This is a genomic window from uncultured Sneathiella sp., assembly GCF_963973085.1.
Lineage (GTDB): Bacteria > Pseudomonadota > Alphaproteobacteria > Sneathiellales > Sneathiellaceae > Sneathiella.
The window spans coordinates 720990-743515 of sequence record NZ_CAXAXA010000001.1 but is presented as its reverse complement, the minus strand read 5'-3'; the positions used below and the strand labels follow the sequence as shown (position 1 = coordinate 743515).

Annotated in this window: 19 protein-coding genes; 7 read left to right on the top strand and 12 right to left on the bottom strand. The window is 56.2% G+C overall.

From position 1 onward, the window contains the following. Window positions 1-353: 353 nt before the first annotated feature. The 5 genes from AACZ19_RS03480 to AACZ19_RS03460 all read right to left on the bottom strand — a co-directional run bounded on the left by AACZ19_RS03480 (window position 354) and on the right by AACZ19_RS03460 (window position 5365). Entirely contained in the window at window positions 354-1154 is an 801-nt protein-coding gene (locus AACZ19_RS03480; RefSeq protein ID WP_339631171.1) for an abortive infection family protein, read from the bottom strand. After that, window positions 1148-2035: a hypothetical protein gene (locus tag AACZ19_RS03475; RefSeq protein WP_339631169.1), complete on the bottom strand. Its 888-nt coding sequence runs from the start codon at window positions 2033-2035 to the stop codon at window positions 1148-1150. The genes AACZ19_RS03480 and AACZ19_RS03475 overlap by 7 nt, the downstream gene beginning before the upstream one ends. Further along, window positions 2032-2925: an antitoxin gene (locus AACZ19_RS03470; RefSeq protein ID WP_339631167.1), complete on the bottom strand. Its 894-nt coding sequence runs from the start codon at window positions 2923-2925 to the stop codon at window positions 2032-2034. Before AACZ19_RS03470 ends, AACZ19_RS03475 begins: the two co-directional genes overlap by 4 nt. Beyond that, the gene (locus tag AACZ19_RS03465; protein ID WP_339631165.1) at window positions 2925-4025 is read right to left on the bottom strand and encodes a type IV toxin-antitoxin system AbiEi family antitoxin; all 1101 of its coding nucleotides are present in this window, start codon (window positions 4023-4025) and stop codon (window positions 2925-2927) included. Before AACZ19_RS03465 ends, AACZ19_RS03470 begins: the two co-directional genes overlap by 1 nt. A 641-nt stretch (window positions 4026-4666) precedes the next feature. Then, window positions 4667-5365, bottom strand: a complete 699-nt coding sequence (locus AACZ19_RS03460; protein WP_339631163.1) for an IS6 family transposase — start codon at window positions 5363-5365, stop codon at window positions 4667-4669. Window positions 5366-5745: 380 nt separating this feature from the next. On the opposite strand from AACZ19_RS03460, the gene AACZ19_RS03455 reads away from it, so the two are divergent. Together AACZ19_RS03455 and AACZ19_RS03450 are read left to right on the top strand one after the other, a co-directional pair. Continuing rightward, a complete protein-coding gene (locus tag AACZ19_RS03455; RefSeq protein ID WP_339631161.1) occupies window positions 5746-6477 on the top strand; it encodes a transglutaminase family protein in 732 nt (243 codons plus the stop codon). 91 nt (window positions 6478-6568) lie between these two features. Continuing rightward, the gene (locus tag AACZ19_RS03450) at window positions 6569-7378 is read left to right on the top strand and encodes an enoyl-CoA hydratase/isomerase family protein (protein ID WP_339631159.1); all 810 of its coding nucleotides are present in this window, start codon (window positions 6569-6571) and stop codon (window positions 7376-7378) included. Window positions 7379-7460: 82 nt separating this feature from the next. Here the strand turns inward: AACZ19_RS03450 and AACZ19_RS03445 are convergent, their stop codons facing one another. The 7 genes from AACZ19_RS03445 to AACZ19_RS03415 all read right to left on the bottom strand — a co-directional run bounded on the left by AACZ19_RS03445 (window position 7461) and on the right by AACZ19_RS03415 (window position 16307). Then, window positions 7461-8417 (bottom strand): hydroxymethylglutaryl-CoA lyase, encoded by a 957-nt coding sequence (locus AACZ19_RS03445; protein ID WP_339631157.1) that lies wholly within the window; start codon window positions 8415-8417, stop codon window positions 7461-7463. Then, window positions 8414-10429, bottom strand: a complete 2016-nt coding sequence (locus tag AACZ19_RS03440; protein WP_339631155.1) for a biotin carboxylase N-terminal domain-containing protein — start codon at window positions 10427-10429, stop codon at window positions 8414-8416. The genes AACZ19_RS03445 and AACZ19_RS03440 overlap by 4 nt, the downstream gene beginning before the upstream one ends. An 11-nt stretch (window positions 10430-10440) precedes the next feature. Next, window positions 10441-12048: a carboxyl transferase domain-containing protein gene (locus AACZ19_RS03435; RefSeq protein ID WP_339631153.1), complete on the bottom strand. Its 1608-nt coding sequence runs from the start codon at window positions 12046-12048 to the stop codon at window positions 10441-10443. 81 nt (window positions 12049-12129) lie between these two features. Further along, window positions 12130-13290 carry an acyl-CoA dehydrogenase family protein gene (locus tag AACZ19_RS03430; protein ID WP_339631151.1) on the bottom strand — a complete coding sequence of 387 codons (1161 nt, stop codon included), beginning with the start codon at window positions 13288-13290 and terminating at the stop codon, window positions 12130-12132. Between the two features lie 32 nt (window positions 13291-13322). After that, window positions 13323-14099: an enoyl-CoA hydratase/isomerase family protein gene (locus AACZ19_RS03425; protein ID WP_339631149.1), complete on the bottom strand. Its 777-nt coding sequence runs from the start codon at window positions 14097-14099 to the stop codon at window positions 13323-13325. After that, entirely contained in the window at window positions 14096-15277 is a 1182-nt protein-coding gene (locus tag AACZ19_RS03420; RefSeq protein ID WP_339631147.1) for an acyl-CoA dehydrogenase family protein, read from the bottom strand. The genes AACZ19_RS03425 and AACZ19_RS03420 overlap by 4 nt, the downstream gene beginning before the upstream one ends. A gap of 265 nt (window positions 15278-15542) precedes the next feature. After that, window positions 15543-16307: a glucose 1-dehydrogenase gene (locus AACZ19_RS03415; protein ID WP_339631145.1), complete on the bottom strand. Its 765-nt coding sequence runs from the start codon at window positions 16305-16307 to the stop codon at window positions 15543-15545. A 131-nt stretch (window positions 16308-16438) separates the two neighbouring features. On the opposite strand from AACZ19_RS03415, the gene AACZ19_RS03410 reads away from it, so the two are divergent. The 5 genes from AACZ19_RS03410 to AACZ19_RS03390 all read left to right on the top strand — a co-directional run bounded on the left by AACZ19_RS03410 (window position 16439) and on the right by AACZ19_RS03390 (window position 22526). Then, window positions 16439-17764: a TetR family transcriptional regulator gene (locus tag AACZ19_RS03410; RefSeq protein WP_339631143.1), complete on the top strand. Its 1326-nt coding sequence runs from the start codon at window positions 16439-16441 to the stop codon at window positions 17762-17764. Between the two features lie 220 nt (window positions 17765-17984). Further along, the gene (locus AACZ19_RS03405) at window positions 17985-18866 is read left to right on the top strand and encodes an SDR family oxidoreductase (RefSeq protein ID WP_339631141.1); all 882 of its coding nucleotides are present in this window, start codon (window positions 17985-17987) and stop codon (window positions 18864-18866) included. Window positions 18867-18916: 50 nt separating this feature from the next. Further along, window positions 18917-19708, top strand: coding sequence for an ABC transporter ATP-binding protein (locus AACZ19_RS03400; protein WP_339631139.1), 792 nt, complete (start codon window positions 18917-18919; stop codon window positions 19706-19708). Continuing rightward, on the top strand, window positions 19698-21638 hold the full coding sequence (locus AACZ19_RS03395) for an AMP-binding protein (protein ID WP_339631137.1): 1941 nt from the start codon (window positions 19698-19700) through the stop codon (window positions 21636-21638). The genes AACZ19_RS03400 and AACZ19_RS03395 overlap by 11 nt, the downstream gene beginning before the upstream one ends. After that, complete coding sequence (locus AACZ19_RS03390) at window positions 21639-22526, top strand: branched-chain amino acid ABC transporter permease (RefSeq protein WP_339631135.1); 888 nt, start codon at window positions 21639-21641, stop codon at window positions 22524-22526. It abuts the gene before it with no gap.

Sequence of the window (22526 nt, the reverse complement as noted above, 5' to 3'; positions counted from 1 at the left end):
TTCCCTTGACGGTCAGTTTCTGCTGACGCACGGCTTCGAACCAGCCTAGCCGCCGAAAGATCGGCCTGATCAAGTCGTCTTCGGTTCGGGACACATTGGGCGTCTTCTCAATAGAAAAGGCGGAGTAGATTGCAGTTAAATCCGCAGAAAGCGAATATATCTCATCGTCTCTGAGGTTTTCCCAGTCCGCAGTCCTGACAACCGACTGTGTCAGGAAATCACTGTTAAATAGATGGCCTTGAAATACGTTCTCTATCATGAATTTATACTACACAAGTCAATCAGGAGCCCAAGTGTAAATAGTCGAAAAGGCTGATTTTTTCCTGCTAAAGTGTCACGCGGAGTGTTCCCTGTCATCGCTCCCACCTTTCGTACCGCCCGGCTTCGATTGCCCGCAGGAAGACCAGAATCGCGCTGACCGTGTCGAACACGTAACGCGCTTCTGTCGGCTCCAGGATCGGGTTGTCGTGAGCGAATGAATGACGATTGCGTATGTCGTTGTAGCTTTCGAACAAGCTTATTGCCGATTTGAGCGCTCTGTCGGTAAACGGGTTCAGGTCGCGCTCTTTCAAAAGCTCTTTGCGGTATTTGCCAAACCGGGAGTGCAGCGGCTCGTCATCGCCGCATTCCACGTTCCGCGTCCGCAGGAGGTGCGTGAACTTTTTCACGCAATATGTATGAAGGTGATCCATGGCAGCTTCCGGCTTGTTAGCCTGAAGGTCACGCTCTATGTCTTGGATCAATTCATCCAGTGTTCGGTCACGGGCATACCGATCCAGCGCGTCGGTCCGCGGGATTTCAGAGCTGCCTTCAACACTGGCGATAATTTCGAGGAAAACACGTTTCGTTTCCTCCTCTGCGGCCTCGTTCTCATTCCCTCCGCTTTTGCGGATCAAGCCTTCGCGCCGATCCCATAGGGCTCGTAATATCTTGGCGACAGTGTAGGCGTCTTCGATCGCGATGAAGATCGTCAGCCGGTTTCGTTTCGAGCTTCCATTTTCCGCGTATTTGGGATCATCGAAGTCGATACCGAACTCGTCCTCGAAAAATTCGGAGATCGTCCGGTCGGAAAAATCCAGCACGTAGCCGAAGCCTTGCGGATAGGCCACGGCCTCCTCGACAGCGCGGATTTGTGATCGCTTCAGCTTCACCATCCGCGCCCCTCCGCTTTGAGAACGACCGTCACAATTGCGAAGAGCCGGTGGAACAGGTAATCGACATGGCTGCTCTGGGATACTGGCTCGCGGTTCGTTTCGGCGTGGCGGATTTGTAGCTCATTGCCAAGGCGGGTGAGTTCGTGCGCCTCTTTTTCAAGTGCGTCGCGGAACAGCGGGGAGGTCGGTCCTGAGGCCTTGTCGAGCATGGCTGGGAAAAGCGTTTTCTTGTTCGGGCCGTTCAGTGTCTTCAGCCGTTCCCACGCGTCCCAAAGGGCCTCAAGGGATTCCCGTCTCACGGCAATGTCAGGATCGAGGAATTTCCGCCGCGCCTTCTCCAGCATCATATCCAGCTCGCTATCGCCGGTGTGGAAGGCGGCGGCCGTCAACACTTCGCGAAGGACCGGTGGCGCTAGCCGTTCGATATGTCCGTTCTTCCGCAGCTCGTAGACAAGCCCGTTGCGTCGGAAAATCTTGTTCACCGCCTCGCGAAACTCATCGCGCCCGGCGTCGATATCGAAGCTCAGGTGATGGTGCTGGAAGTAGCTGTGATACCCGCCCTTGATCGGCTTGCTGACCGTGCGCCAGGAAAACTCGACAAGGTCGAGAATGTCGAGCGTGCCCGGTACTCCGGACGCTATGTCGAACCACGGTGGATCGGAAAAGGTTGGGATCTCCGCGCGGACCGCCCTAGCCAGCGAATCGGAGTCGGTGCCGACCGGACCCGCTCCGTCATGGCATGTTTCAGGATAGGTTGCTCCGAACGAGCCGTCTTCCACCCGGCTCCGTATCAAGGCCTGGATGCCACCCCATGCCCCTTCGCCGATAGCTTCGGACTCGCGTGGCTGCTCTCCATGTTCACGTTCGCTGAAATAGCTCATGCCCCGATTTCCTTTAGCAGGCGCATGATGAGGTCGGCTGACTGCCGCTGCCGCAGGACTCGGGCTTCCCTTAGCCCTTCGTCTTCGCCCAGCTCAAATTTCGCGACGGCGACAGGTCCATCTTTTGTGAAGCCTTCGAACTTGTCGTCATCGGCGAAGTGTTTTTTGAGGATTTGAAGGGCTTCTTCGACGGTCTCCTTGTGTTTACCGCCCATTGCATCCCGGAATGCCTGGGCCGCTGCTTCCAAGCCACCCTCATAATGTTCGATGCAGTAAACAAGGTCATGCGCGTCCTTGCGCTCGTACCGCTGGTCGAGAGCGTAAGCTTTCAGACAGGTAAAGCTCACAATGTCAGCATGCCGGATTTTTTCGGTCGCAACGCCATCGTCCCCCAGCAGCTCAGCGCTGATTTCCTTTACCTCATGATGGTCAAAGACCATCGATGCGTGGGGAATGTTAAGGGCTGAGACATTCCCCTCGGTTGGTAGGGGCTGGACCTTGCCGCCGCCAAGTTTGGGGTCGTCAGCAAGCAGCTCCAGGATAATTGTCGCGCCGCTATCGGTCTTCGTCTGCCAACGCCATGAGACTTTTTCATGCTTAGCGTTTTCGCCGCGCGCGAAACCCAGCTTCATGAAGTTTTCTTCAAGTGAGTGATACGCCTCGGTATCGGTCAGCATTTGCAGCTCGACGACGATATCCACATCGCCAGTTCCCGCATGCTCCGGGACAGCCGGGGGCCTGGCCCTAACGAGATAGCGCGGCGTCAATCCGCCCACGAGATAGACAGAATCCTTCCACGGACCGAGTCCGCGAAGCAGGGTCACAAGAACCCGTTCGCAGTTCTCGGTCACTTCGTTATCGTAACCGCTGGCTTCACCCGGCTTGTTCATCAGAAACCGATCCTTTCTTGCCGGAGGTGTTCCGCCATTTCCTTTCCGCGTCCGCCACTTCGGAGCAGGTCAAGATAGACCTGCACAGGACTTGCCAACCAAAGCTGACCGACACGTTCCCTGAACAGGAATTCGCCCTGTGACCGCGTTTCGATCACATCGAGATTGGCACCTTCATTCACGGGCTTTGCTTCCAGTTCTGCATACAGATCGCTCACCCGGCTGCTGTATGCCAACCGACACGTCACCCGCGAAACGGAGGTAAGAAACGGCGCATAGGTCTGTGCCGCACTTTGCTCCGTCAGCGCATAATTCAGTCCAAGCTGTTCGCAAATATCCGAGAAGCGGTGCGCAATATCGTCAGGATTGCTACCCGAGACGTAGAAACGGCGATGTGGTTGTTTCCGCGTTGCGGCCAGTGTTTGCTTTTGCCACTCATCCAGCAACGCACCGGGATCAGTGAGCCGTCTCTCCTTGGACGGCCCTTGACCTCTCACCGTCAGCCACTCAAAGCGCTCGAGCGCTGACAGCGTTTCAGAGGCCGTTGCAGGGGAGACCTCCGCAATCTCCGCGAGCTCCTTCACGCCGAACCATTCTTCGTGTCGGATCAGCAGCGCATGCAGCACCTGAGAGCGTTTGCCTTTGAACAGTCCCCGGACTGATTTTTGAAGCGTCTTCGGGGGCGGCTTTTCAATAAGGACGTATGCACCGCGGGCTGGGATGAAGAGGCTTCCCCCAGTGTCGAAAAATCCACAATTTTCGCTCTTCAGAAGATCCTTGGCACCCGGCGAGATTGATTCGGCCGCCAGAAGAGGCACAACTTGCTGTTTGCGATCTGAGGGGCCTGCGGCCATATAACGGTCGAGCAGCCAGAGAACCTGTTGCGCATCGCGCGGATAGACCGATTTCTTGATTTCAATGAGTAGGAGGTAGCGCTTACCTCCTGCGGTGAACTCAATCTCGGCGTCGATTCCACGGTCACCGTGGGCCGCCGGTTGCATTACCGGCTCATGAGCGTCCACGTCCGGCAGCTCCCGAAGGGCCTTAAGAAGCCTTTCGATCGTTTCCATTTCAAGCTTGTAGCCTTCAAAAGTCGCCATATTTGCCGCGTTCTCTGTTCAGTGAATATGCCTAAAATAGAGAATATTCGTGAAAATGTCAATATTCACTGTCCGGCGAATATGCCTTATTTTCCGACTTTCAGCCAGCCAAAATCCGTCCCTAGCGCCATTTCTGGGCTATCACAGGTCTATGCTCGTAAGAAAGAGGGAGTGGGCGCGTCCGGCGGGGCTGAACCGGGCTCTACTACCGCATCCGGCGCTCCCAAATCTCAAGTCCAAGCCATTGACAGGTTCCGAAAACGGAACTTAAATAAGGCGGACGGTATCTAGGCCGCGCCTCTCAGGAGAGAAAGATGTCGGCTATGGAAGCATCATATGCGGTTGTTTGTTCCTATCTTGGCTTAACGGCCCGCGACCTTGCCGAGGTCGGCGATTTCTCCGAAAGGTTCGCCCGAGACCTTCTCGCAGGTCGCAGACCTTTTCCAAAAGACGTACAAAGCAAGCTTGTGGAGTTGCGGCGATACGTAGCCATGATCCTTGAGGCTATGTATCAAGACGTCGTATCAGGAGATACGACCATCTACATTTATCGGACGAACCAACAACTACGGTGTTCGCCGGTTGGGCGGTGTTGTCAGAGGAAAGTTGTTAGGCGAAGTAAAGAGGAAAGATGACGATCCTTAAGCGGCAAGCTGACGCCACTCCATAAGAGCGGCTTCACGTTTCAACTTGAAATTTTCGTGGCTATGGAGATGACGTTCGTGATTGAAATAGTTGTGGATTGACGAGTGAATAGAGACAAACTTCTGTAATGATTTTGTACTCCTGAATTTGATCATCGCGCGTTCTCGTCGGCGGAACGGTTGATACGAATTTTCAGCCCGGTTGTTCAGCCATCGACCAGTTTCCTGATGATCCGAATTGCCTATTTCTTTCATTGCCGCTCGATAGGAGCGAAGTTTATCCGTCACAATAATCTTCGGGCTGCCATATCGTTTCATGGCTTTCTTCAGAAACTTCAAGGCAGCGCTGCGATTGCGCCGCTTAGATACGAAGGCTTCAAGAATTTCACCTTCGTGATCAACGGCTCTCCAAAGATAATGGATCTCGCCATTGATCCGCACGAAAACTTCATCCAGATGCCATCTCCACTGAGATGAGTTATGGAAGGAAACGGAGCGGGCTTTTCTGATTTCTGTCGCAAACACTGGCCCGAAACGATTCCACCATGCTCTGACTGTTTCATAGCTGACGTCGATGCCCCGCTCATGCAGGAGGTCTTCCACTTGACGCAATGAAAGCGGATATCGAACATACATCATAACGGCCAGACGGATGATTTCTGGAGACGTTTTGAAATAACGGAATGGATTTTTCATGAGGCAACCGTAATTTTAGCGTCATATAAGCTCAAGCAGTTTTCCTCTGACAATGCCAACCCGAGGTGTGGTCCGGGCTTACAGCCCGATAATGTGACAGGGTATCGATCCATCGGACTCCATCAAGGCCAGCGGTCATCGGCACCGCGTAAACAGGCCGGATAGATGACTGCAAACCCACAGTGCCAACAAATCAGAAAACTCTTGCATTTCAGGAAGCGTCCATAGATGACAATGCCGTCATTGGCACTCAATTTCTTCGTTATGGAGCAAAATAATTTTACTGAAAAAGTCTCTATCAGATTGACAGATACATATTAGTACAGTAATCTAACAAATGTTAGAAATATTTCTATATTTCATTTGAATTAGGAATGAGAATGCCGTCACATATTGATACCCACCCGGTCGAGGCTGCGGAGTTTCTGTCGCCGGCGGAATTTGTGAATAGCGACGCACCTGAAATTCAAGCTTATGTTGCGGAGGCATTGAAGGCTCTGTCTGAAGATGCATCCGTTACCGAAAAGGCAATCCTGTTGTTCGAGACGGTACGCGATGGCCTACGATATGATCCTTATAATTTGCCCCTAGAACCCGATCTCTATCGTGCCAGCGCTATTGCCAAAAGCGACTCAGGATTCTGTGTTCCGAAGGCAATTTTGCTCGCTGCCTGTCTCAGGGCGGCTGGGATACCGGCAGCCCTTGGTTTTGCGGATGTTCGCAACCACCTCAATACGCCAAAGTTGGCGGAATTGATGGGGACGGATATTTTTATCTATCATGGCTATGTACAGGTCTGGCTGGATGGGAAGACGTACAAGATAACGCCCGCCTTCAATTCGAGTATGTGCGATCACTTTGGCGTCAAGCCGTTAGTGTTTGATGGCAAGTCGGATGCGCTTTTCCACGAGTTCAATCAGCAGGAGCAGCGCCATATGGAATATGTGAACGATCGCGGCCTGTTCAAGGATATCCCGATTAATGAATTCCTGAAGGAGTTTTATACGATCTATCCGGGGTTGATAGCCTATAATCAGGGTCGCGCCGAGAAAATGTATTCAGACGAAATTGATGACGAATTTACAACCGGCAACGAGGACGCCAAGGCATGAAATTGTCACTGACACTGGAATGTAACTAAACTCCGGCGGGCGCTTTAGGCCTACCTAGAGAACAATAAATCTTAAAAAGGAGACATCCAGAATGACTGACCGCTATGCTGCCTATACTAAACTGAGGTTCGACTATCCAGCCGAACGAGTTTTACGTATTACTTTTGATCGGCCTGAAAGCTTTAATTCCGTTGATGCCGAAACGCATACTCAGATGACGGATATCTGGCGGGACATCGATCGTGATCCGGACATAAACGCTGTTAACGTAACGGGCGCAGGGAGGGCATTTTCTGCGGGTGGTGATTTCGGGTTGATCGAGAAAATGACGGGTAATTTCGATGAGATCATGAAAACCTGGAAGGAAGCGAAGGATCTCGTTTACAATATTATCAATTGCAATAAGCCGATCATTTCTGCAATTAACGGTCCTGCAGCCGGGGCAGGACTGGTCGTCGGTATTCTGGCCGATATTTCGATCGCGGGTAAGCGCGCGAAAATTGTTGATGGCCACCCCCGGCTCGGCGTTGCGGCCGGCGATGTAGCTGCAATCGTCTGGCCACTGTTATGCAGCATGGCAAAAGCCAAATATTACTTGCTGACCTGCAAGCCGGTATCGGGTGAGGAGGCAGAGCGTATTGGCCTTGTTTCCATGTGCGTTGAAGATGAAGAATTGCAGGAAACAGCGCTAGGTATCGCAACGGACCTTGCCAATGGTTCTCAAAGCGCAATCCGCTGGACAAAATATTCGCTTAATAACTGGCTGCGTCAGGCAGGACCGATCTTTGATGCGTCTACTGCGCTTGAAATGCTTGGCTTTATGGGGGATGACGTGAAAGAAGGGGTTGCCTCGCATCGCGAGAAGCGGGCCCCGAATTTCCGCAAAGACTGTCCGATCTAGGCACTGTTCGAGAATCAATGCCGATTTTTCGGCCCGGTAACGGGTAATTTCCGATTTCCGGGCCGTTTGTTTGTGAAGGCGCCTAATCTTTACGGTATTTATCGAGGCCGCCGGAATGCATCACCCGGCCCATCAGTGGCGCGCTGATGATCGCCTCGGCGCGGCGGGAGGCGATGATCAGCCTGTCGAGATCGATGCCGGTTTCGATGCCGAGCTCATGGCAGAGAAACACCGCATCCTCGGTGCAAACGTTGCCGGCGGCGCGGCTGCTGCCATGATCGGCGAAGGGGCAGCCGCCCAGCCCGGCGACGGAACTGTCGAACAGATCCACCCCCATGGACAGCGCCGCCTGCAGGTTGGCAATCCCGAGCCCGCGGGTATCGTGAATATGCATGCCGATGCGGGCCTCTGGCGCAAGGTTGCGCAAGGCTCCGATCATCCGCTTGACGCTGTCCGGATTTCCCCAGCCCATAGTATCGGCAAGTATGAGGTCCGGGACGGGGATTTCCTCCTCCGCCGCGAGGTTTAGGATAAAGCGAAAATCATCGAGAATGCGTTCTTGCGGAATATTTCCTTCGAAATTGCAACCAAACGCCGCCATCACATAGGCCCGTTCAACCGGTAGGCCTTCCTGCTTGTAAAGCCGGACCCAGTCGCGCTGCTTCTCTCGCATTTCCATCGCCGACAGATTGTTGTTCTTGCGGCTGAAACTGTCGGAGGCATAGAAGAGAAGCTGCGCCTTGATATCGACGTTATGGGCGCTGAGCGTCTTGCGAAAGCCCTGCTCATTCAGCCAGAGCGCGGTATATTTGACGCCATCTCTGCGCCGGATGCGTTTGAACAGCTCCCTCGTATCCTGCATCTGGGGCACATATTTCGGGCTGACGAAGGAGCCGACCTGGATATGTTTGAGGCCCGTTTCGCTGAGCAGATTGATCAGTTCGATGCGTTCCTCAATGGGGTATATTGTCTTTTCAATCTGAAAGCCCTCACGCGGGCCTTCTTCGTGGAATTCAACGAATTTCGGATAATCACTCATGCCTCGGCCTCTTCCTTTTCCGCGATTTCAACGATGGCCTGCCCCCGGTCGACCATGGCCCCTTCGGTGACCGAAATATTACGGGCCCGACCCGTTGTTGCTGCCTTGATGGATATCTCAAGCTTCATGGATTCCAGAATGGCGACGGTATCGCCAATCTGAACGTCGTCCCCCTCCGAGACAAGCACCTTGATCATCAGGCCGGTCAGCGGGGAGGTCAGGATCCGCTCCGCCCCCACATCGCCGGATGCAAAGGCAAGCGGCGGTGCCGCCTCAAAAAGATGGCAGGCGTCGTTCGTTCCGATCTCGACCAGCGTATTTCGTACTTTCGCGCGCACGATCAGGCTCTCCCCGGCGTGGGTCACCCGCCAGCTTTGTGGACCGATCTTCTCGGCGGACAGGGAAAGCGGCGTATCCTCGGCATCATAGACAATAAAATGGCCACCCCGGTGGATGGGCGTTACACGGAGGTCACACGCCGTCTCGCCAAGCCTTGCAAGGCTGACACGTTGGCAGGCCTCAGTCAGATCATCGCCGAGCCCGAGCCGCCAGCCGGTAAAGACATCGCGGTTCCGCCACGGATTGCCGTCATCATCCCGCCGTCTCTGCATCACATAGAGAACAGCCGCGAGCGCTTCGAATAACCGGCTGCGGGGATCGGCAGTTGTGCGGGTCAGTTCCTCAAGATGGGCGTCGATCCAGCGGGTGTGAACAGCCATTCCGGCAAAATCCGTATTTGACACGAGCGCCGACAGAAAGGCGCGGTTGGTCTCAACGCCCGCAACGGCAGTGCGGCGGAGAGCGCGGGCAAGCTCAATCAGCGCCGTCGCCCGGTCCGGGGCATGGACGATCAGCTTGGCGATCATCGGGTCATAAAAGGAGCTGATGCTGTCGCCTTCCTCAACGCCGCTGTCGAGGCGGATGTCGTCGGGGAGTGAAAGATGTGTAATGTCGCCCGTCGAGGGCGCGAAACTCTCGCCGGGATCCTCGGCATAGAGCCGCGCCTCGATCGCATGGCCGGTGCAAGTGATATCCTGCTGCGCGAGGGCAAGCCCGCCGCCTTCCGCAATTTTGAGATGGAGCGCGATGAGATCGAGACCGGTAATCGCTTCGGTCACCGGATGCTCCACCTGAAGGCGGGGGTTGACCTCAAGAAAGAAATATTCTTCCCCGGGGACCAGAAATTCGACAGTGCCCAGCCCCCGGTAATTCAGGCTTTCCCCGAGTCGGACCGCATCCGCCGCCATCCTGTCCACCAACGGGCGCGGCAAACCGAAGGCAGGCGCTTCTTCTATGACCTTCTGGTGACGGCGTTGCAGGGTGCAGTCGCGTTCAAAAAGATGCAGGACCTTGCCGTCGCCATCACCGATGATCTGGATTTCCACATGGCGGGCATCGGTGAGAAAACGCTCAAGAATCAGTCCTTCCGAGCCGAAGGTCGAGCGTGCCTCACGCAGCGCACCTTCGATATCCGCCACCAGCGTCGCCTTGGCTCGGACCAGCCGCTGGCCGCGTCCGCCGCCGCCGCCGACCGCTTTCAGCAATACGGGAAGGCCCATGCGCAGAACTTCCGCGCGAATGACGTTGGGGTCCGATCGGGCACCTTCGCTTCCCGGAATGACGGGAATATTCGCGGCAATTGCCGCCTCCTTGGCGCTCGCCTTGTCGCCGAACCGTTCCAGTGTTTCGGCGGTCGGACCGACAAAAATCATTCCGGCGGCCTCCACGGCACGGGCAAACTCCGGATTTTCGGACAGAAAGCCATATCCCGGATGAATGGCGTCGGCGCCGCTGCGCTGTGCGGCGTCCAGAACGGCAGCGATATTGAGATAGCTTTCGCTCGCCGGACCCTTGCCGATCAGGATCGAGCGGCCGATCTCGCGCACATGGCGGGCGGTTCTGTCTGCCTCGGAGTGAACGGCAATCGGGGTTATTCCTAGGGCGCGGGCTGTTCTCGCAATCCGGCAGGCGATTTCACCGCGGTTGGCAATCAGCAGGGTTTTAATTTTCATTCTTTTCCCCATCAGAAGCGGAAGACGCCGAAATTGGTGTCCACCTTCGGCCTGCGGACGGCGACATCAAGCAGGAGGGCGAGGACGTCGCGGGTCTCGCCCGGCTCGATCACCGAATCAACCCAGAGGTTGGAGGCAAAGTTGTAAGGATCCTGAAAGGTCTGATACTCCTTCCGGATCGGCGCCTTGAAGGCTTCTTCTTCCTCCGGCGCCCAGCTCTTCCCTTCGCGGTCATTGATCTGGCTGCGTACCTGGGCGAGGACGCTGGCGGCCTGCTCCGGCCCCATGATCGCCGCCCGCCCGCTTGGCCAGATGAACATGGCATCCGGCTGAAACGGCCGCCCGAGCATGGCGAGATAACCCGCGCCGTAGGAGCCGCCGGTGATGACGGTGAATTTCGGTACCCGCGCCGAGGACATGGCGGTGATCATCTTCGCGCCCGCCTTGGCGATGCCCGCCTGTTCCGCCTCCCGCCCGACCATGAAGCCGTTGACATCGGCAAGGAAGAGGAGGGGGATATCGCGCTGGACGCAGAGATTGATAAAATGCGCTGCCTTCAGCGCCGATTCAACGAAGAGAACGCCGTTGTTCGCAAGCACGCCGACCTCATGGCCGTGAATGCGGCCCCAGCCGGTCATCAGCGTATCGCCATAGAGTGGCTTGAACTCATGAAATTCGCTGCCGTCGAGCAGCCTCGCAACAACCTCGCGATTGTCGGTCGGTACTTTCGCATCGCGGCTGACGATCCCGTAAATTTCCTCGATCGGGTAGGCGGGCGCCTTCGGCGTCGCCGGGGTTTTACGCGGCAGCGCCGCTTCACCAAGATGCAGGACGATTTCCCGCGTGAGGGCGAGGGCATGAGCATCGTTTTCCGCGAGATGGTCGGTCACGCCGGACACGGAAGAATGCATTTTCCCGCCGCCGAGGGTTTCGGCATCGACTTTCTCCCCCGTCGCGGCAAAGGTCAGCTCCGGCCCGCCGAGATACATGAAGCCCTGACCGCGCACGATCACCACCTCATCGCAGAGGGAGGGGATATAGGCCCCGCCCGCCGTGCACGGCCCCATGACGACGGCGATCTGCGGGATGCCGTCGCCGGACATCCCGACCTGATTGTGAAAGATGGAGCCGAACTGCCCTTCATCGGGAAAAATATTCTCCTGATCAGGCAGGAACGCGCCGCCGCTATCGACCAACGTGATGACGGGCAGGCGGTTGTTCCAGGCAATGCGCTGTGCCCGCACATGTTTCTTTGTCGTCATGCCGAAATAGGTCCCGCCCTTGATCGTCGCGTCATTGGCGATGATCATGCAGTGACGGCCGGAAACCATGCCGATCCCCGTGATAATGCCCGCACCCGGCGGCACGTCGTTATACTTGCCAAGCCCGGCCAGCTCCCCCAGCTCCAGAAACGGAGTGCCGGGGTCGATCAACCGCTCGACCCGTTCGCGCGGCAGCATCTTGCCTTTGTCGGTATGACGGGCACGGATCTTCTCCGGCCCGCCGATACGCTGCTCGCGCCGCAACGCATGAAGCTCGTCGATCCGGTGGCGATAGTGAGCGTCATTCTCGGCGAATTCGGTCGTCGCCGTATTGAGAGTAGTTTTCAGGATCGTCATGATTTGTTCGTATCTTCTCGCAAATGAGGGTGGCGCTTCACGTCCCGAAGGCGCCTGAACCCTGAAATCGTCCGTTTTATTCTAGTAGGAGCGCGGCAGCCCCATGACCTTTTCGCCAATGAAGCTAAGGCATAGCTCCCGGTTGACGGGCGCGGTCCGCAAAAGCCGCACAAGCGGGTACATCTCGTAGATGCCGGTGTCCTCCATAAAGCCGGATCCGCCATGGGCCTGCAGGGCCGCGTCCACGGCTTCAACCCCGGCTTCCGCCGCCGCATATTTCGCCATGTTGGAGGAGCCGCCCGCGGGCAGGCCGTTGTCGAACTCCCACGCCGCACGCCGTCCCATCAGGCTCGCCATTTCAACATTCGTATAGGCCTTGGCGAGCGGATGCTGCACACCCTGATGACCACCGATCGGCTGACCGAAGACGTTGCGTTCGGACGCATAGGTGACGGCCTTGTCGAGGGCGAAGCGACCAACGCCGCAACAGATGGCGGCGACCAGAATACGCTCCGGATTGAGGGTGTCGAACAGGATGGAAAAGCCGTTGTCGATTTCGCCGACGATATCTTCGGGGCCAAGATCAACATCATCAAAGAACAGCGTCCATTGTTCCTCCGGCAGCGGTATGGAGATGCGGATGCGCTGCATATCGATGCCTTTTTTCTTGAGGTCAACGGCGAAAAGCGTGAAGCCATCGGTCTTTTTCGCGACCTGATCATGCGGCGTGGTGCGGGCAACGACAAGGCAATAGTCGGACTGATCGGCACTGGTGATGAATGTCTTTTCGCCATTGAGGGAAAAGCGATTGCCCTTCTGTTTGGCGATGGTCGTCATCTTCATCGAGTTGGACCCTGCGCCTGCCTCGGTAATGGCAAAACAGAATTTGATATCACCGCGGCAGGCCGCGGGCAGCAGTTCCCGCCGCTGGAACTCTGACCCATGTTTGGCGAGATGCGAAAGCGACATGCAGGGGCCGACGACAATGCTGAGAAGCGGAATGCCGTGATTGGAGGTTCCCTCCATGAACAGGGCCATTTCCGTGAGGCCGAGGCCTGCGCCGCCATATTCCTCCGGCACCATCAGCCCGAGGAAGCCGTCTTCGGCGATCTTCGCGAACATTTCCCGGGGAAAGGCCTTGCGGCGAGCATGTTCCAGCCAGTAGCCATTGTCGAATTTCTGCGCAAGCTGCCCGCCATACTCATAAATCTGCCGCTGCTCGTCATTCAGTGTAAAGTCCATTTTCCTGTCCTTTGCTAGCGGCCTTGCGGCGGCTAATTGAAATTGGGGGTGCGGCGGTTTTCAAAGGCATCCAGCCCCTCCGCCGTATTTGTGCCCTGAAGGTGACGGACGACCGCGCCGCGCTCCAGATCCATCGCGTCGGCGAGCGGCAATTCAATGCCGGAGCGGGCGAGCCGCTTCATGGCGGCCAGGCCGTCCCGTGATCGCTTCGCCAGGGTTTTGGCATAGTCGAGGGCACGCTCCTGCAACTCCTCATCCGCCACCAGATAATTGACGAGGCCCATAGCGACGGCATCCTCCGCCGTCAGCCAGCGCGCGGAGAACATCAGATCAAGCGCCCGGCGCAGTCCCACGAGACGCGCCAGCCGCTGACTGCCTCCCCAGCCGGGAATCAGGCCGAACTGCGCATGCTGATCGCCGAATTTCGCGGATTTTGAGGCAAAGCAGACATCGGCGGCGAGCGCCAGTTCCAGCCCGCCCGCGAGGCAAAGGCCCTGAACCGCGACGATGATGGGCAGGGGGCTCGCCTCCAGCCGCATCAGAACGTCCATTCCGGAGCCGATGAAATGATCCAGCGCCTCCGTATCTTTGAGGCTGCCCTTCACCTCGGCGAGATCAGCGCCGGTGCAGAAATGCTTGCCGGTGGAGCGGATCAGAAGGGCCCGGACCTCCGGGTTCGCTTCGAAGGCGGCGCGGGCCTTGTCGATCAGCTCATGGACTTCCAGTGACAGGCAGTTGAATTTTTCCGGGCGGTTAAGCTCGATAATGCCGACGGCCCCTTCGATAGTTGTCGTTACTGGAGATGTCACGCGGCGCCTCCTTTCGCCTGCTTGTCATATTGCAGGGCAACGCGGCCAACCTTCTCGCGAGCGATGACCAGCTTCTGGATCTGGGCCGTGCCATCGCCGATCTGCAATCCGAGAACGTCGTTATAGCGCTGATGAAACGGCAGGTCTGTGGTGTAGCCGTAATGGCCATGCAGGATGAGGCACTGATGAATGATCTCGCAGGCGGTTTTGGGCACATACCATTTGCACATGGCGGCCTCGGCGGTGTGGGATTTGCCGCTATCGCGGAGATTCAAGGTATAGTAGCAGAGCTGGCGCATCATGGTGAGCTGGGTTTCCGCTTCGGCGAGCGGAAAAGTTACGCCCTGATACTGGGCGAGGGGGGCGCCAAATGCCTCCCGCTCCTGGATATAGGCCCAGGTTTCATCGACCGAAGCCTGCGCCGGGGCGATACATTCCAGCCCGATCAGCGCACGGCTGAAATCGAACCCGGCCATGATGGTGCCGAAGGCCCGGCCTTCCGTCGCCATGAGACATTCCGGCGGGATAACCACATCGTCAAAGAAGACCGATCCGCGCCCGACGGGTTTGGTGCCGATATCGTCGAAATGGGTGCGGCTGATGCCTTTTTCAGTGAGATCGACAAAAAAGGCGCTGACCCCGTTGGAGCCAGTGGTACTGTCTTCGGTGCGGGCGAAGATGACGGCGGCATCCGCCTGATCGGCGGCGCTCATCGACGTTTTCTCACCGTTCAGCCGCCAGCCATTGGCCGTTTTCTCGGCTTTCAGTTGCAGGCTCGCCGCATCGGAGCCGCCGCGCGGTTCGGTCAGGCCGAGGCCGATGATCTTTTCCCCTGCGATAACCTTTGGCAGCCATTCCGCGGAAATATCCCGCCCGGCATGCTGCGCGACCATCCCACCCATCAGGGAGGCGAGAAGCTGGATATAACTGATATTGAAATCGCCATAGGCGATCGCTTCCGTCATCAGGCCTGCCGTTGTGTAATCCAGGCCCATACCGCCGAATTCTTCGGGCAGATCGGGTCCGATCAGGCCAAGCGCCCCCATTTCGCACACCAGTTGTCTGTTAAGGGTGTGGATCCTGGCGCGCTGGAGATAGGTGGCGGCCAGCTTTTCACGGGCAAACCGTACAGCCGTGTCACGAAATGCTAACTGGTCTTCGGTCGGTAGAAAGTTCATGCGTGGTCTCCCTTCCATGATGGGCGGGCCCATCTTTTTAAAAATCCTAACAAATGTTAGAAATTCTAGCAAGCAGTTAAAACCGGATTTTGCTGATTGTTCAAATTGATGCTTAGAAGGACGGAAAGCAGCGAATAGAAAACGGTAACATTCTAAGCGGGTCAGCAATATTCGGTGGAACGGGTGGTATAATAAATGAGCGACGGGAAATGATATTTGCCATCGCTCAGAAGTGATGCCGAAGAAGCGACTATTAGGCGACGCTTTAACCGTGCATGGTCAGTCCGCCAGAGACTGAAATTGTCTGCCCGGTAATAAAGCCTGCATCGTCGGAGCCGAGAAAGCAGACAATGCCGGGAAAATCGGCTGGCTGCGCGAGGCGTCGCATCGGTATCGCCCGCTTCAGGCTTTCGGCAATCTTGCTCCCGCCTTCTTCGCCCCCGGCAATTTCCGCAAACAAAGGGGTATCCGTCGGACCGGGGCAGACGACGTTCAGCTGGATGCCGGAGCGGGCAAGCTCCCGGGCAACTGTTTTGGTGAAAGAGATGATGCCCCCTTTGCAGGATGAATAAACAGCCTCGCCGGAGGAGCCAACACGAGCGGCGTCCGAACTGATATTGATCACCCGGCCTCCACCGTTTTTCACCATGCCGGGAAGTACTGCGTGGTGCATATGCAGCGGACCGTAGAGATTTATATCGATGACCTTTTTCCAAAGATCTACATCCGAATCAAGGAAAGAGACAATCTTGTCCCAGCCCGCGTTATTGACCAGAATGTCAACTGGGCCACTGCTTTCCACTAGCTTGACCGCCGCATCAATAGCAGCGCGATCCGTAATATTTACGATATATGAAGTGGCCCTTCCGCCGTTTGCTTCGATTAAGCTGACGGTCTCGGCAGCCCCGTCTTCGTTCACGTCAAAAACCGCAACCTCGGCGCCTTCTTCCGCGAAACGGCGGGCAATTTCCCGACCGATTCCGCTGCCACTACCGGTAATAATAACGCGCTTTCCCTTAAGTCCTCGCATTTGATCCTCTCCTGTATTAATGATTATTTATGAGTGTTAATTTGATTTTCTCTTTCAATTAAGTGTAAAATCGAATGATTGTTAGATTTATCGCATTTTTCTTTGTGTTGTCTAGAAGAAATAAGAAACCCATGAGTTCGAAACCACTTATTTCCGAACCTCTAAAGGCGTTGGTGAGCAAGTCCGAGCAGACCCGCTCCCTCATCCTCGCCGCCGCCGCACGCCTGTTTCGCGATCAGGGATATACGGCATCGACCCTGCGCAAGATTGCCGCCGCGGCGGGTATCGAGGCGGGCAGCATCTACTATCATTTCAATTCCAAGGATGAGATTCTGGACGAAGTGCTGGACTTGGGGCTGCGACAGGTTTTCGAGGCGGTAAAAGAAACACGGGCGGCATGCGAAGCGCAGGGAGAGGGGTTTAGGGAAATCTTCGCGGCGATGGTCCATACCCACTTGACCTATCTGCTTCAGGCCAGCGATTTCACATCCTCAAACATCCGGAATTTCTCGATGTTGCCGACCGCGATGCGCGAACGTCACCGGCCGTTGCGCCGCGCCTATGCCGATGAGTGGGACGATGCCCTGGGAAAAGCGCTGGCGGCAGGCAGTATCCGGTCCGATATCAAGATTGTTCCGCTTCGGCAGTTTGTAATTGGTGCGCTCAACTGGACGGTTGAGTGGTTTGATGCCAATCGTTATTCCATAGAAATTTTCTCCAACAAGGCGACGGAGTTGATTCTCGACGGCATGCTGACCGAACCGGGAAAGCCGGTTGTCGAGAAAATATTTCCCGAGGGTGATCAGGTTAATTTGCTGATGCCGGAAGGATCAAAAGCGGTACAAACTCGCTCTCACATCCTCTCTTCCGCAGCAAAGGTGATGCGCAACCGCGGTTTTAAAGCATCGACAGTGCGTCATATTGCCGATGCGGCAGGTATGGAAGCGGGCGGCATTTATTATCACTTCAGTTCGAAGAGCGAAATTCTGGATGAGGTTCTCGACCGTGGTCTTCGGGATTTATTCGAGGGCGTTGCCAAGGTGCTGGCCGATGAAACGCACTTTCCCGATCACCGCGGTCGGATCGCCGCAGCTATCCGGACTCATATGATGTTTCTTTTTGCCCGCAGCGAATTCAGTTCTGCGAACCTCCGCATATATGGCCATCTACCGGAAAAAATACGCGCCCGGCACCGGCCTATTCGTCACGATTATTCGCGGGTCTGGGATAAAAGCCTCAATATGGCAAGGGAGGCCGGTAAAATCCGTCCAGATATAGAGATTGTGCCGCTCCGCCAGGTCATGCTGGGTGCCCTGAACTGGACGGTCGAGTGGTTTGATCCGGCAGAAGGCGAGAGGGCTGGGTTTTATACACTTCAAAAGATGATTGTGATGTTGCAGACGTTGTTGCTGGATGGTATCGTTCGTCATGACGCGGATCGCGGTTCCGGCGGATAAAATGTTGTCATTATTTTTTCCAAGACATGACATTGGCTTAGGGGCGGTACAGGGAAACCCGGGAAATTCATCATGGCAAATCGGCCGCAGCACTTAAAAACAAGACCGGGATTTCATTTTCTTCTGACAATAGAAAATATAGCTTGAAGAGAATTCTAACAGGTGTTAGTTTTTATAAAAGGCGGGAGAACATCGTCTGAAAAGGGGGAAAATGGGAGAGGTGTCTGTTCGTAGTTTCGGATTTTCCGAAACTCAACTTAGGGAAAACCCGACTGTATTCAAGTCTAATCTGTTTGCCGGGCAGGTAGTTGTCGTGTCTGGGGCGGGCAGTGGTCTTGGCCGTGCAATTGCGGCCTTGTTCGCGCGCCTGGGCGCCGATCTCGCCATCTGCGGCCGCAACGCGGAAAAACTGGAGGCTGCGGCGACGTTTCTCGAAAGTTTCGGCGGCCAAGTTATGATTGCTCAACTCAATATCCGTGATACGGAGCAAGTTAACGGCTTCATTGACGATATTCATGCCCGGTTCGGACAGCTGGATATTCTGGTCAACAACGCTGGTGGCCAGTTCCCGCAGGCCGCCCTTGATTATACCCCCAAAGGCTGGAACGCTGTGATTGACACCAATCTGAATGGCACCTGGTGGATGATGCAGGCGGCGGCCCGCAAATGGGTTGAACAGAAACGGCCCGGTGCCATTGTTAATATCACCGCCGATATCTGGCGCGGCATGCCGGGGATTGCTCATACCGGCGCGGCGCGCGCCGGGGTGACCTATCTGTCCAAATCGGTCGCCGTTGAATGGGCGCCTTACGACATTCGCGTGAACTGTGTTGCTCCCGGCTGCTGTGAGAGCACGGGCTTTGCCAACTACCCGCCCGAAGGATCGGCGACGTTCAAGGATTCCAACCCGATGCGGCGTGCCGGTGATGAATGGGACATTGCGGAGGCCGTGGTCTATATGTCGGCGCCGTCCGGCAAGTTTATTACCGGGGAGGTCCTGACGGTCGACGGGGGGCAGCAGATGTGGGGAGACCCTTGGCCGACAGGCCGTCCGGAGTATTTTGAGCCCGATAATCCGCGCGCACGACAGTCGCAGGAATAACCGGGAAAAGGGAGGAACGGATATGACTTTTGACGGGGAAAATAAGTAATATGAGTTCTAACAGGGAGCGTGAGCCGTTGCTTGAATGCCGATCAGTCGAGCGTCGTTTCGGCGGTCTGGTTGCGGTGTCCGGCGTTGATCTTGATATACAACGGGGTGAAATCTTCGGTCTGGTCGGCCCGAACGGAAGCGGCAAGACAACCTTGACGAACGCCATCACCGGCTTTTATCCGCCCAATACAGGCAGCATAACGCTGAATGGCAAGGATATCACCGGGACGTCGCCGCACAAGGTTGCCCGTCTCGGCGTTGCGCGGACGTTTCAGAACCTTGCCCTGTTCAACGGGATGAGTGTTCTCGACAATATTCTGCTCGGTCGTCATATCCATATGCGTTCCGGCGTATTTCGCACGGCTTTATACTGGTGGCTGGCGCGGCCTGATGAGATGGTCAATCGCGAGATTGTCGAGGAAATGATCGAATTCCTGCAACTCGAAAGCATCCGTCATGAACTAGTGGACGGCATTCCGATCGGGCTTAAAAAGCGGGTCGAGCTGGCACGCGCCCTTGTCGCGGAGCCGGATCTGCTGATTCTCGACGAGCCGATGGCGGGCATGAATCAGGAGGAAAAAGAATATATGGCGCGGTTCATTCTCGATGCACGCGTAGAACGGGGAGTGAGTGTTTTGCTGATCGAGCATCATATGGATGTAATCGTCGGGATTTGTGACCGGATGCTTGCCCTGAACTACGGCGAGATGATTGCCAGCGGCATCCCGAAGGACGTTATCAAGGATCCCAAGGTGATCACTGCCTATATTGGAGATGGTCATGGGGAATAACATATCGACATCGCCCGTTGCGTCGCTGGACCAGACTCCGCTTGCCGGGAAAACCCTGTCGCAATTGCTGATGCGGAACGCCACCGAGCATGGAGCAGAAATTGCCATGCGCGAGAAGGATCGCGGCATCTGGCAGGAAATGACCTGGGCCGAGTATGCCGAGGAAGTAATCAAATGCGCCGCCGGTCTTGACGCTCTCGGTGTTGGCGAAGGCCGCGCAATGCTGGTGCTTGGTGACAACCGGATCCGGCTTTACGGCGGGCTGACAGCGGCGGCCATGGTGCGGGGCTTTGCCATGCCGACCTATTCAGGGGCGACACTGGCGGAATTGAAGCATTTCGCCGACGAAGCGCCCATGGCGGCTGCGCTGGCCGAAGATCAGGAGCATGTCGACAAGGTGATGGAGCTGCGCGCCGCCGGTTGCGACATTCCCTATGTCATCTATGACGAGGAGCGGGGCCTGAATGACTATCAGGCGCCGGGCCTGCTGTCCTGGACCGAGCTTTTGCAAAAGGGAGAGGAAAATCTTGCACAGAACCCGGATTTGCGGGACCGCTTGATCCATCAGTCGACACCGGACGATCCGGCGGTTTTCCTGCATTCCTCCGGCACGACAGGTAACCCGAAAGGGATTGTCCTCAGCCAACGCAACGTCATCTCCGCAGCATGGAGCGCCCGTGAAGGCGGCAGTTACGGCGAGAAGGAGGAAATTCTCGCCTATCTGCCGATGGCCTGGGTCGGCGATTATGCCCTGACCGTCGCGGCGGCCATCACCTACCGCTTTACGGTAAATGTGCCGGAACGGCAGGAGACGGTGCTGCGGGATTTGCGCGAGATCGCGCCGACCTATTATCTAGCCGCGCCGAGAAGCTGGGACAATATTCTGACCACCATCCAGGTCGGCATTGAAAACTCCACCAGGTTGAAACAATGGCTCTATCATTTCTTCATGAACAAGGCGGTGGCGGCGGAACGGCGCAAGCTTGAAAGAAAGAATGCGGGCAGTTTCGAATGGCTGTGGCGGCGACTGGGGGAATGGACCGTCTTCGGTCCGATCAAGGATCAGTTCGGTCTCAACCGTGTCGTTCATGCCTTTACCGGCGGCGAGGCGATGGGCGAGGATACCTTCGTCTTCTACCGCGCCCTCGGCATCAAGCTGCGCCAGCTTTATGGCCAGACGGAAAACAGCGCCTTTAACGCCATTCAGTCTGCGGATGAGGTGCAGCTTCATACGGTAGGCCGCCCGCTGCCCGGTGTGACAATCAATATTGCGGATGACGGAGAAATCCTGATCAAGGCCAGCAGCGTATTTGCCGGTTATTTCAATAATCCGGCAGCCACAGCCGAGGCCATCAAGGACGGCTGGCTGCATTCGGGAGACGCTGGTTATCTTGAGGAAGACGGTCATCTGGTTGTGCTGGGTCGTGTTTCGGAAGTGGTGCGCACGGCGGCCGGAGAACGGTTCGTGCCGAACTATATCGAGAACCGCCTGAAATTCAGCCCCTATATCCGCGATGCCGCGGTTGTCGGTGCAAACCGGGATGAGCTGGTGGCCATGGTCTGTATTGATTTTGAAGCGGTCGGCCACTGGGCGGAAGTCAACGGGGTGCCCTATGTGTCTTATGCGGATCTGTCGCAGCGCAAGGAAGTGGCGGCAATATTGAAGGAGGCGTTTATCCGCGTAAATGCTGCCCTTCCGGAGACATTGAAGCTGTACCGGTTTGTCAGTCTCCACAAGGAATTCGATCCGGACGACGGCGAGATTACCCGCACGCGCAAACTCCGCCGCAAGGTCGTCGAGGAACGCTATGCGCCGGTGATCACCGCGCTGTATGACGGGTCGAGCGAGGTGCATATGACGGCGATTGTGACTTATGAAACAGGGGAGACGAGCAGTGTGGAACGTACATTGCTTGTATGGGAGGTTTGAATGGACTGGATTTTTCTGGCTGAGCTTTCAGTCAATGGCGCGCTGACAGGTCTTTTATACTCATTGTTCGCGATCGGGCTTGTGCTGGTGTACAAATCCTCCTCGGTGCCGAATCTGGCGCAAGGGGCGCTGACCATGCTCGGCGCCTATATCGTGCTGGCCTTCTCGCTGAGCCTTGGCCTGCCGCTTTGGGTCGCCATTCCGATCTCAATCATCATCATGTTCTTTGTCGGTCTCGGGATCGAGAAGGTGGCGTTGCGTCGTCTGGCGGGCCGCCCGATCGTGATGATCCTGATGATGACACTGGGCCTCGATATCTTTATCCGCGGCACGACAATGGCTTTCTGGGGCGGGACCTCGCGGCCGATGGATCTGGGGGTCAGCTACGATCCCTTCTTCGCGGGGCCGTTGCTGCTCAGCCGTATTCATATGATTGGCGCGGGAGTGTCGGTCGCTCTTTTCATCGCGATTGTCTTCTTCTTCCGCAGCCGTCTCGGCATTCGCCTGCGTGCAATTTCGGACGATTACATGGCCTCATGGTCAGTCGGTATTTCGGTGGAACGCGGGGTCGGGCTCTCCTGGGCGCTTGCCTCTGTCGTTGCCGTGATCACCGGCGTCATCTGGGGCGAGATTCAGAGCGTTGACCAGTCCTTGTCACTACTGCTGCTGAAAGGATTGACCGTGGCCGTTCTCGGCGGGCTGGACAGCATATTCGGCGCGGTTCTCGCCGGAATCCTTCTCGGCATTCTCGAAAATGTCGGCGCGGCCTATCTCGATCCTCTGGTGGGCGGCGGCAGCCGCGATCTGGTGGTTGCAATTGTTCTGATTCTCACTGTCATGGTGCGGCCACACGGTCTGTTTGGCCGTCACGATATCGAGAGGGTTTAA

What these genes read in the sequence shown, in the direction of transcription:
- AACZ19_RS03400 (WP_339631139.1), top strand. Translation starts at nt 18,917, where the DNA reads ATGAGTTCTAACAGGGAGCGTGAGCCGTTGCTTGAATGCCGATCAGTC.
- AACZ19_RS03475 (WP_339631169.1), bottom strand. Translation starts at nt 2,035, where the DNA reads ATGAGCTATTTCAGCGAACGTGAACATGGAGAGCAGCCACGCGAGTCC.
- AACZ19_RS03395 (WP_339631137.1), top strand. Translation starts at nt 19,698, where the DNA reads ATGGGGAATAACATATCGACATCGCCCGTTGCGTCGCTGGACCAGACT.
- AACZ19_RS03445 (WP_339631157.1), bottom strand. Translation starts at nt 8,417, where the DNA reads ATGAGTGATTATCCGAAATTCGTTGAATTCCACGAAGAAGGCCCGCGT.
- AACZ19_RS03450 (WP_339631159.1), top strand. Translation starts at nt 6,569, where the DNA reads ATGACTGACCGCTATGCTGCCTATACTAAACTGAGGTTCGACTATCCA.
- AACZ19_RS03420 (WP_339631147.1), bottom strand. Translation starts at nt 15,277, where the DNA reads ATGAACTTTCTACCGACCGAAGACCAGTTAGCATTTCGTGACACGGCT.
- AACZ19_RS03390 (WP_339631135.1), top strand. Translation starts at nt 21,639, where the DNA reads ATGGACTGGATTTTTCTGGCTGAGCTTTCAGTCAATGGCGCGCTGACA.
- AACZ19_RS03465 (WP_339631165.1), bottom strand. Translation starts at nt 4,025, where the DNA reads ATGGCGACTTTTGAAGGCTACAAGCTTGAAATGGAAACGATCGAAAGG.
- AACZ19_RS03440 (WP_339631155.1), bottom strand. Translation starts at nt 10,429, where the DNA reads ATGAAAATTAAAACCCTGCTGATTGCCAACCGCGGTGAAATCGCCTGC.
- AACZ19_RS03455 (WP_339631161.1), top strand. Translation starts at nt 5,746, where the DNA reads ATGCCGTCACATATTGATACCCACCCGGTCGAGGCTGCGGAGTTTCTG.
- AACZ19_RS03430 (WP_339631151.1), bottom strand. Translation starts at nt 13,290, where the DNA reads ATGGACTTTACACTGAATGACGAGCAGCGGCAGATTTATGAGTATGGC.
- AACZ19_RS03435 (WP_339631153.1), bottom strand. Translation starts at nt 12,048, where the DNA reads ATGACGATCCTGAAAACTACTCTCAATACGGCGACGACCGAATTCGCC.
- AACZ19_RS03415 (WP_339631145.1), bottom strand. Translation starts at nt 16,307, where the DNA reads ATGCGAGGACTTAAGGGAAAGCGCGTTATTATTACCGGTAGTGGCAGC.
- AACZ19_RS03460 (WP_339631163.1), bottom strand. Translation starts at nt 5,365, where the DNA reads ATGAAAAATCCATTCCGTTATTTCAAAACGTCTCCAGAAATCATCCGT.
- AACZ19_RS03480 (WP_339631171.1), bottom strand. Translation starts at nt 1,154, where the DNA reads ATGGTGAAGCTGAAGCGATCACAAATCCGCGCTGTCGAGGAGGCCGTG.
- AACZ19_RS03410 (WP_339631143.1), top strand. Translation starts at nt 16,439, where the DNA reads ATGAGTTCGAAACCACTTATTTCCGAACCTCTAAAGGCGTTGGTGAGC.
- AACZ19_RS03470 (WP_339631167.1), bottom strand. Translation starts at nt 2,925, where the DNA reads ATGAACAAGCCGGGTGAAGCCAGCGGTTACGATAACGAAGTGACCGAG.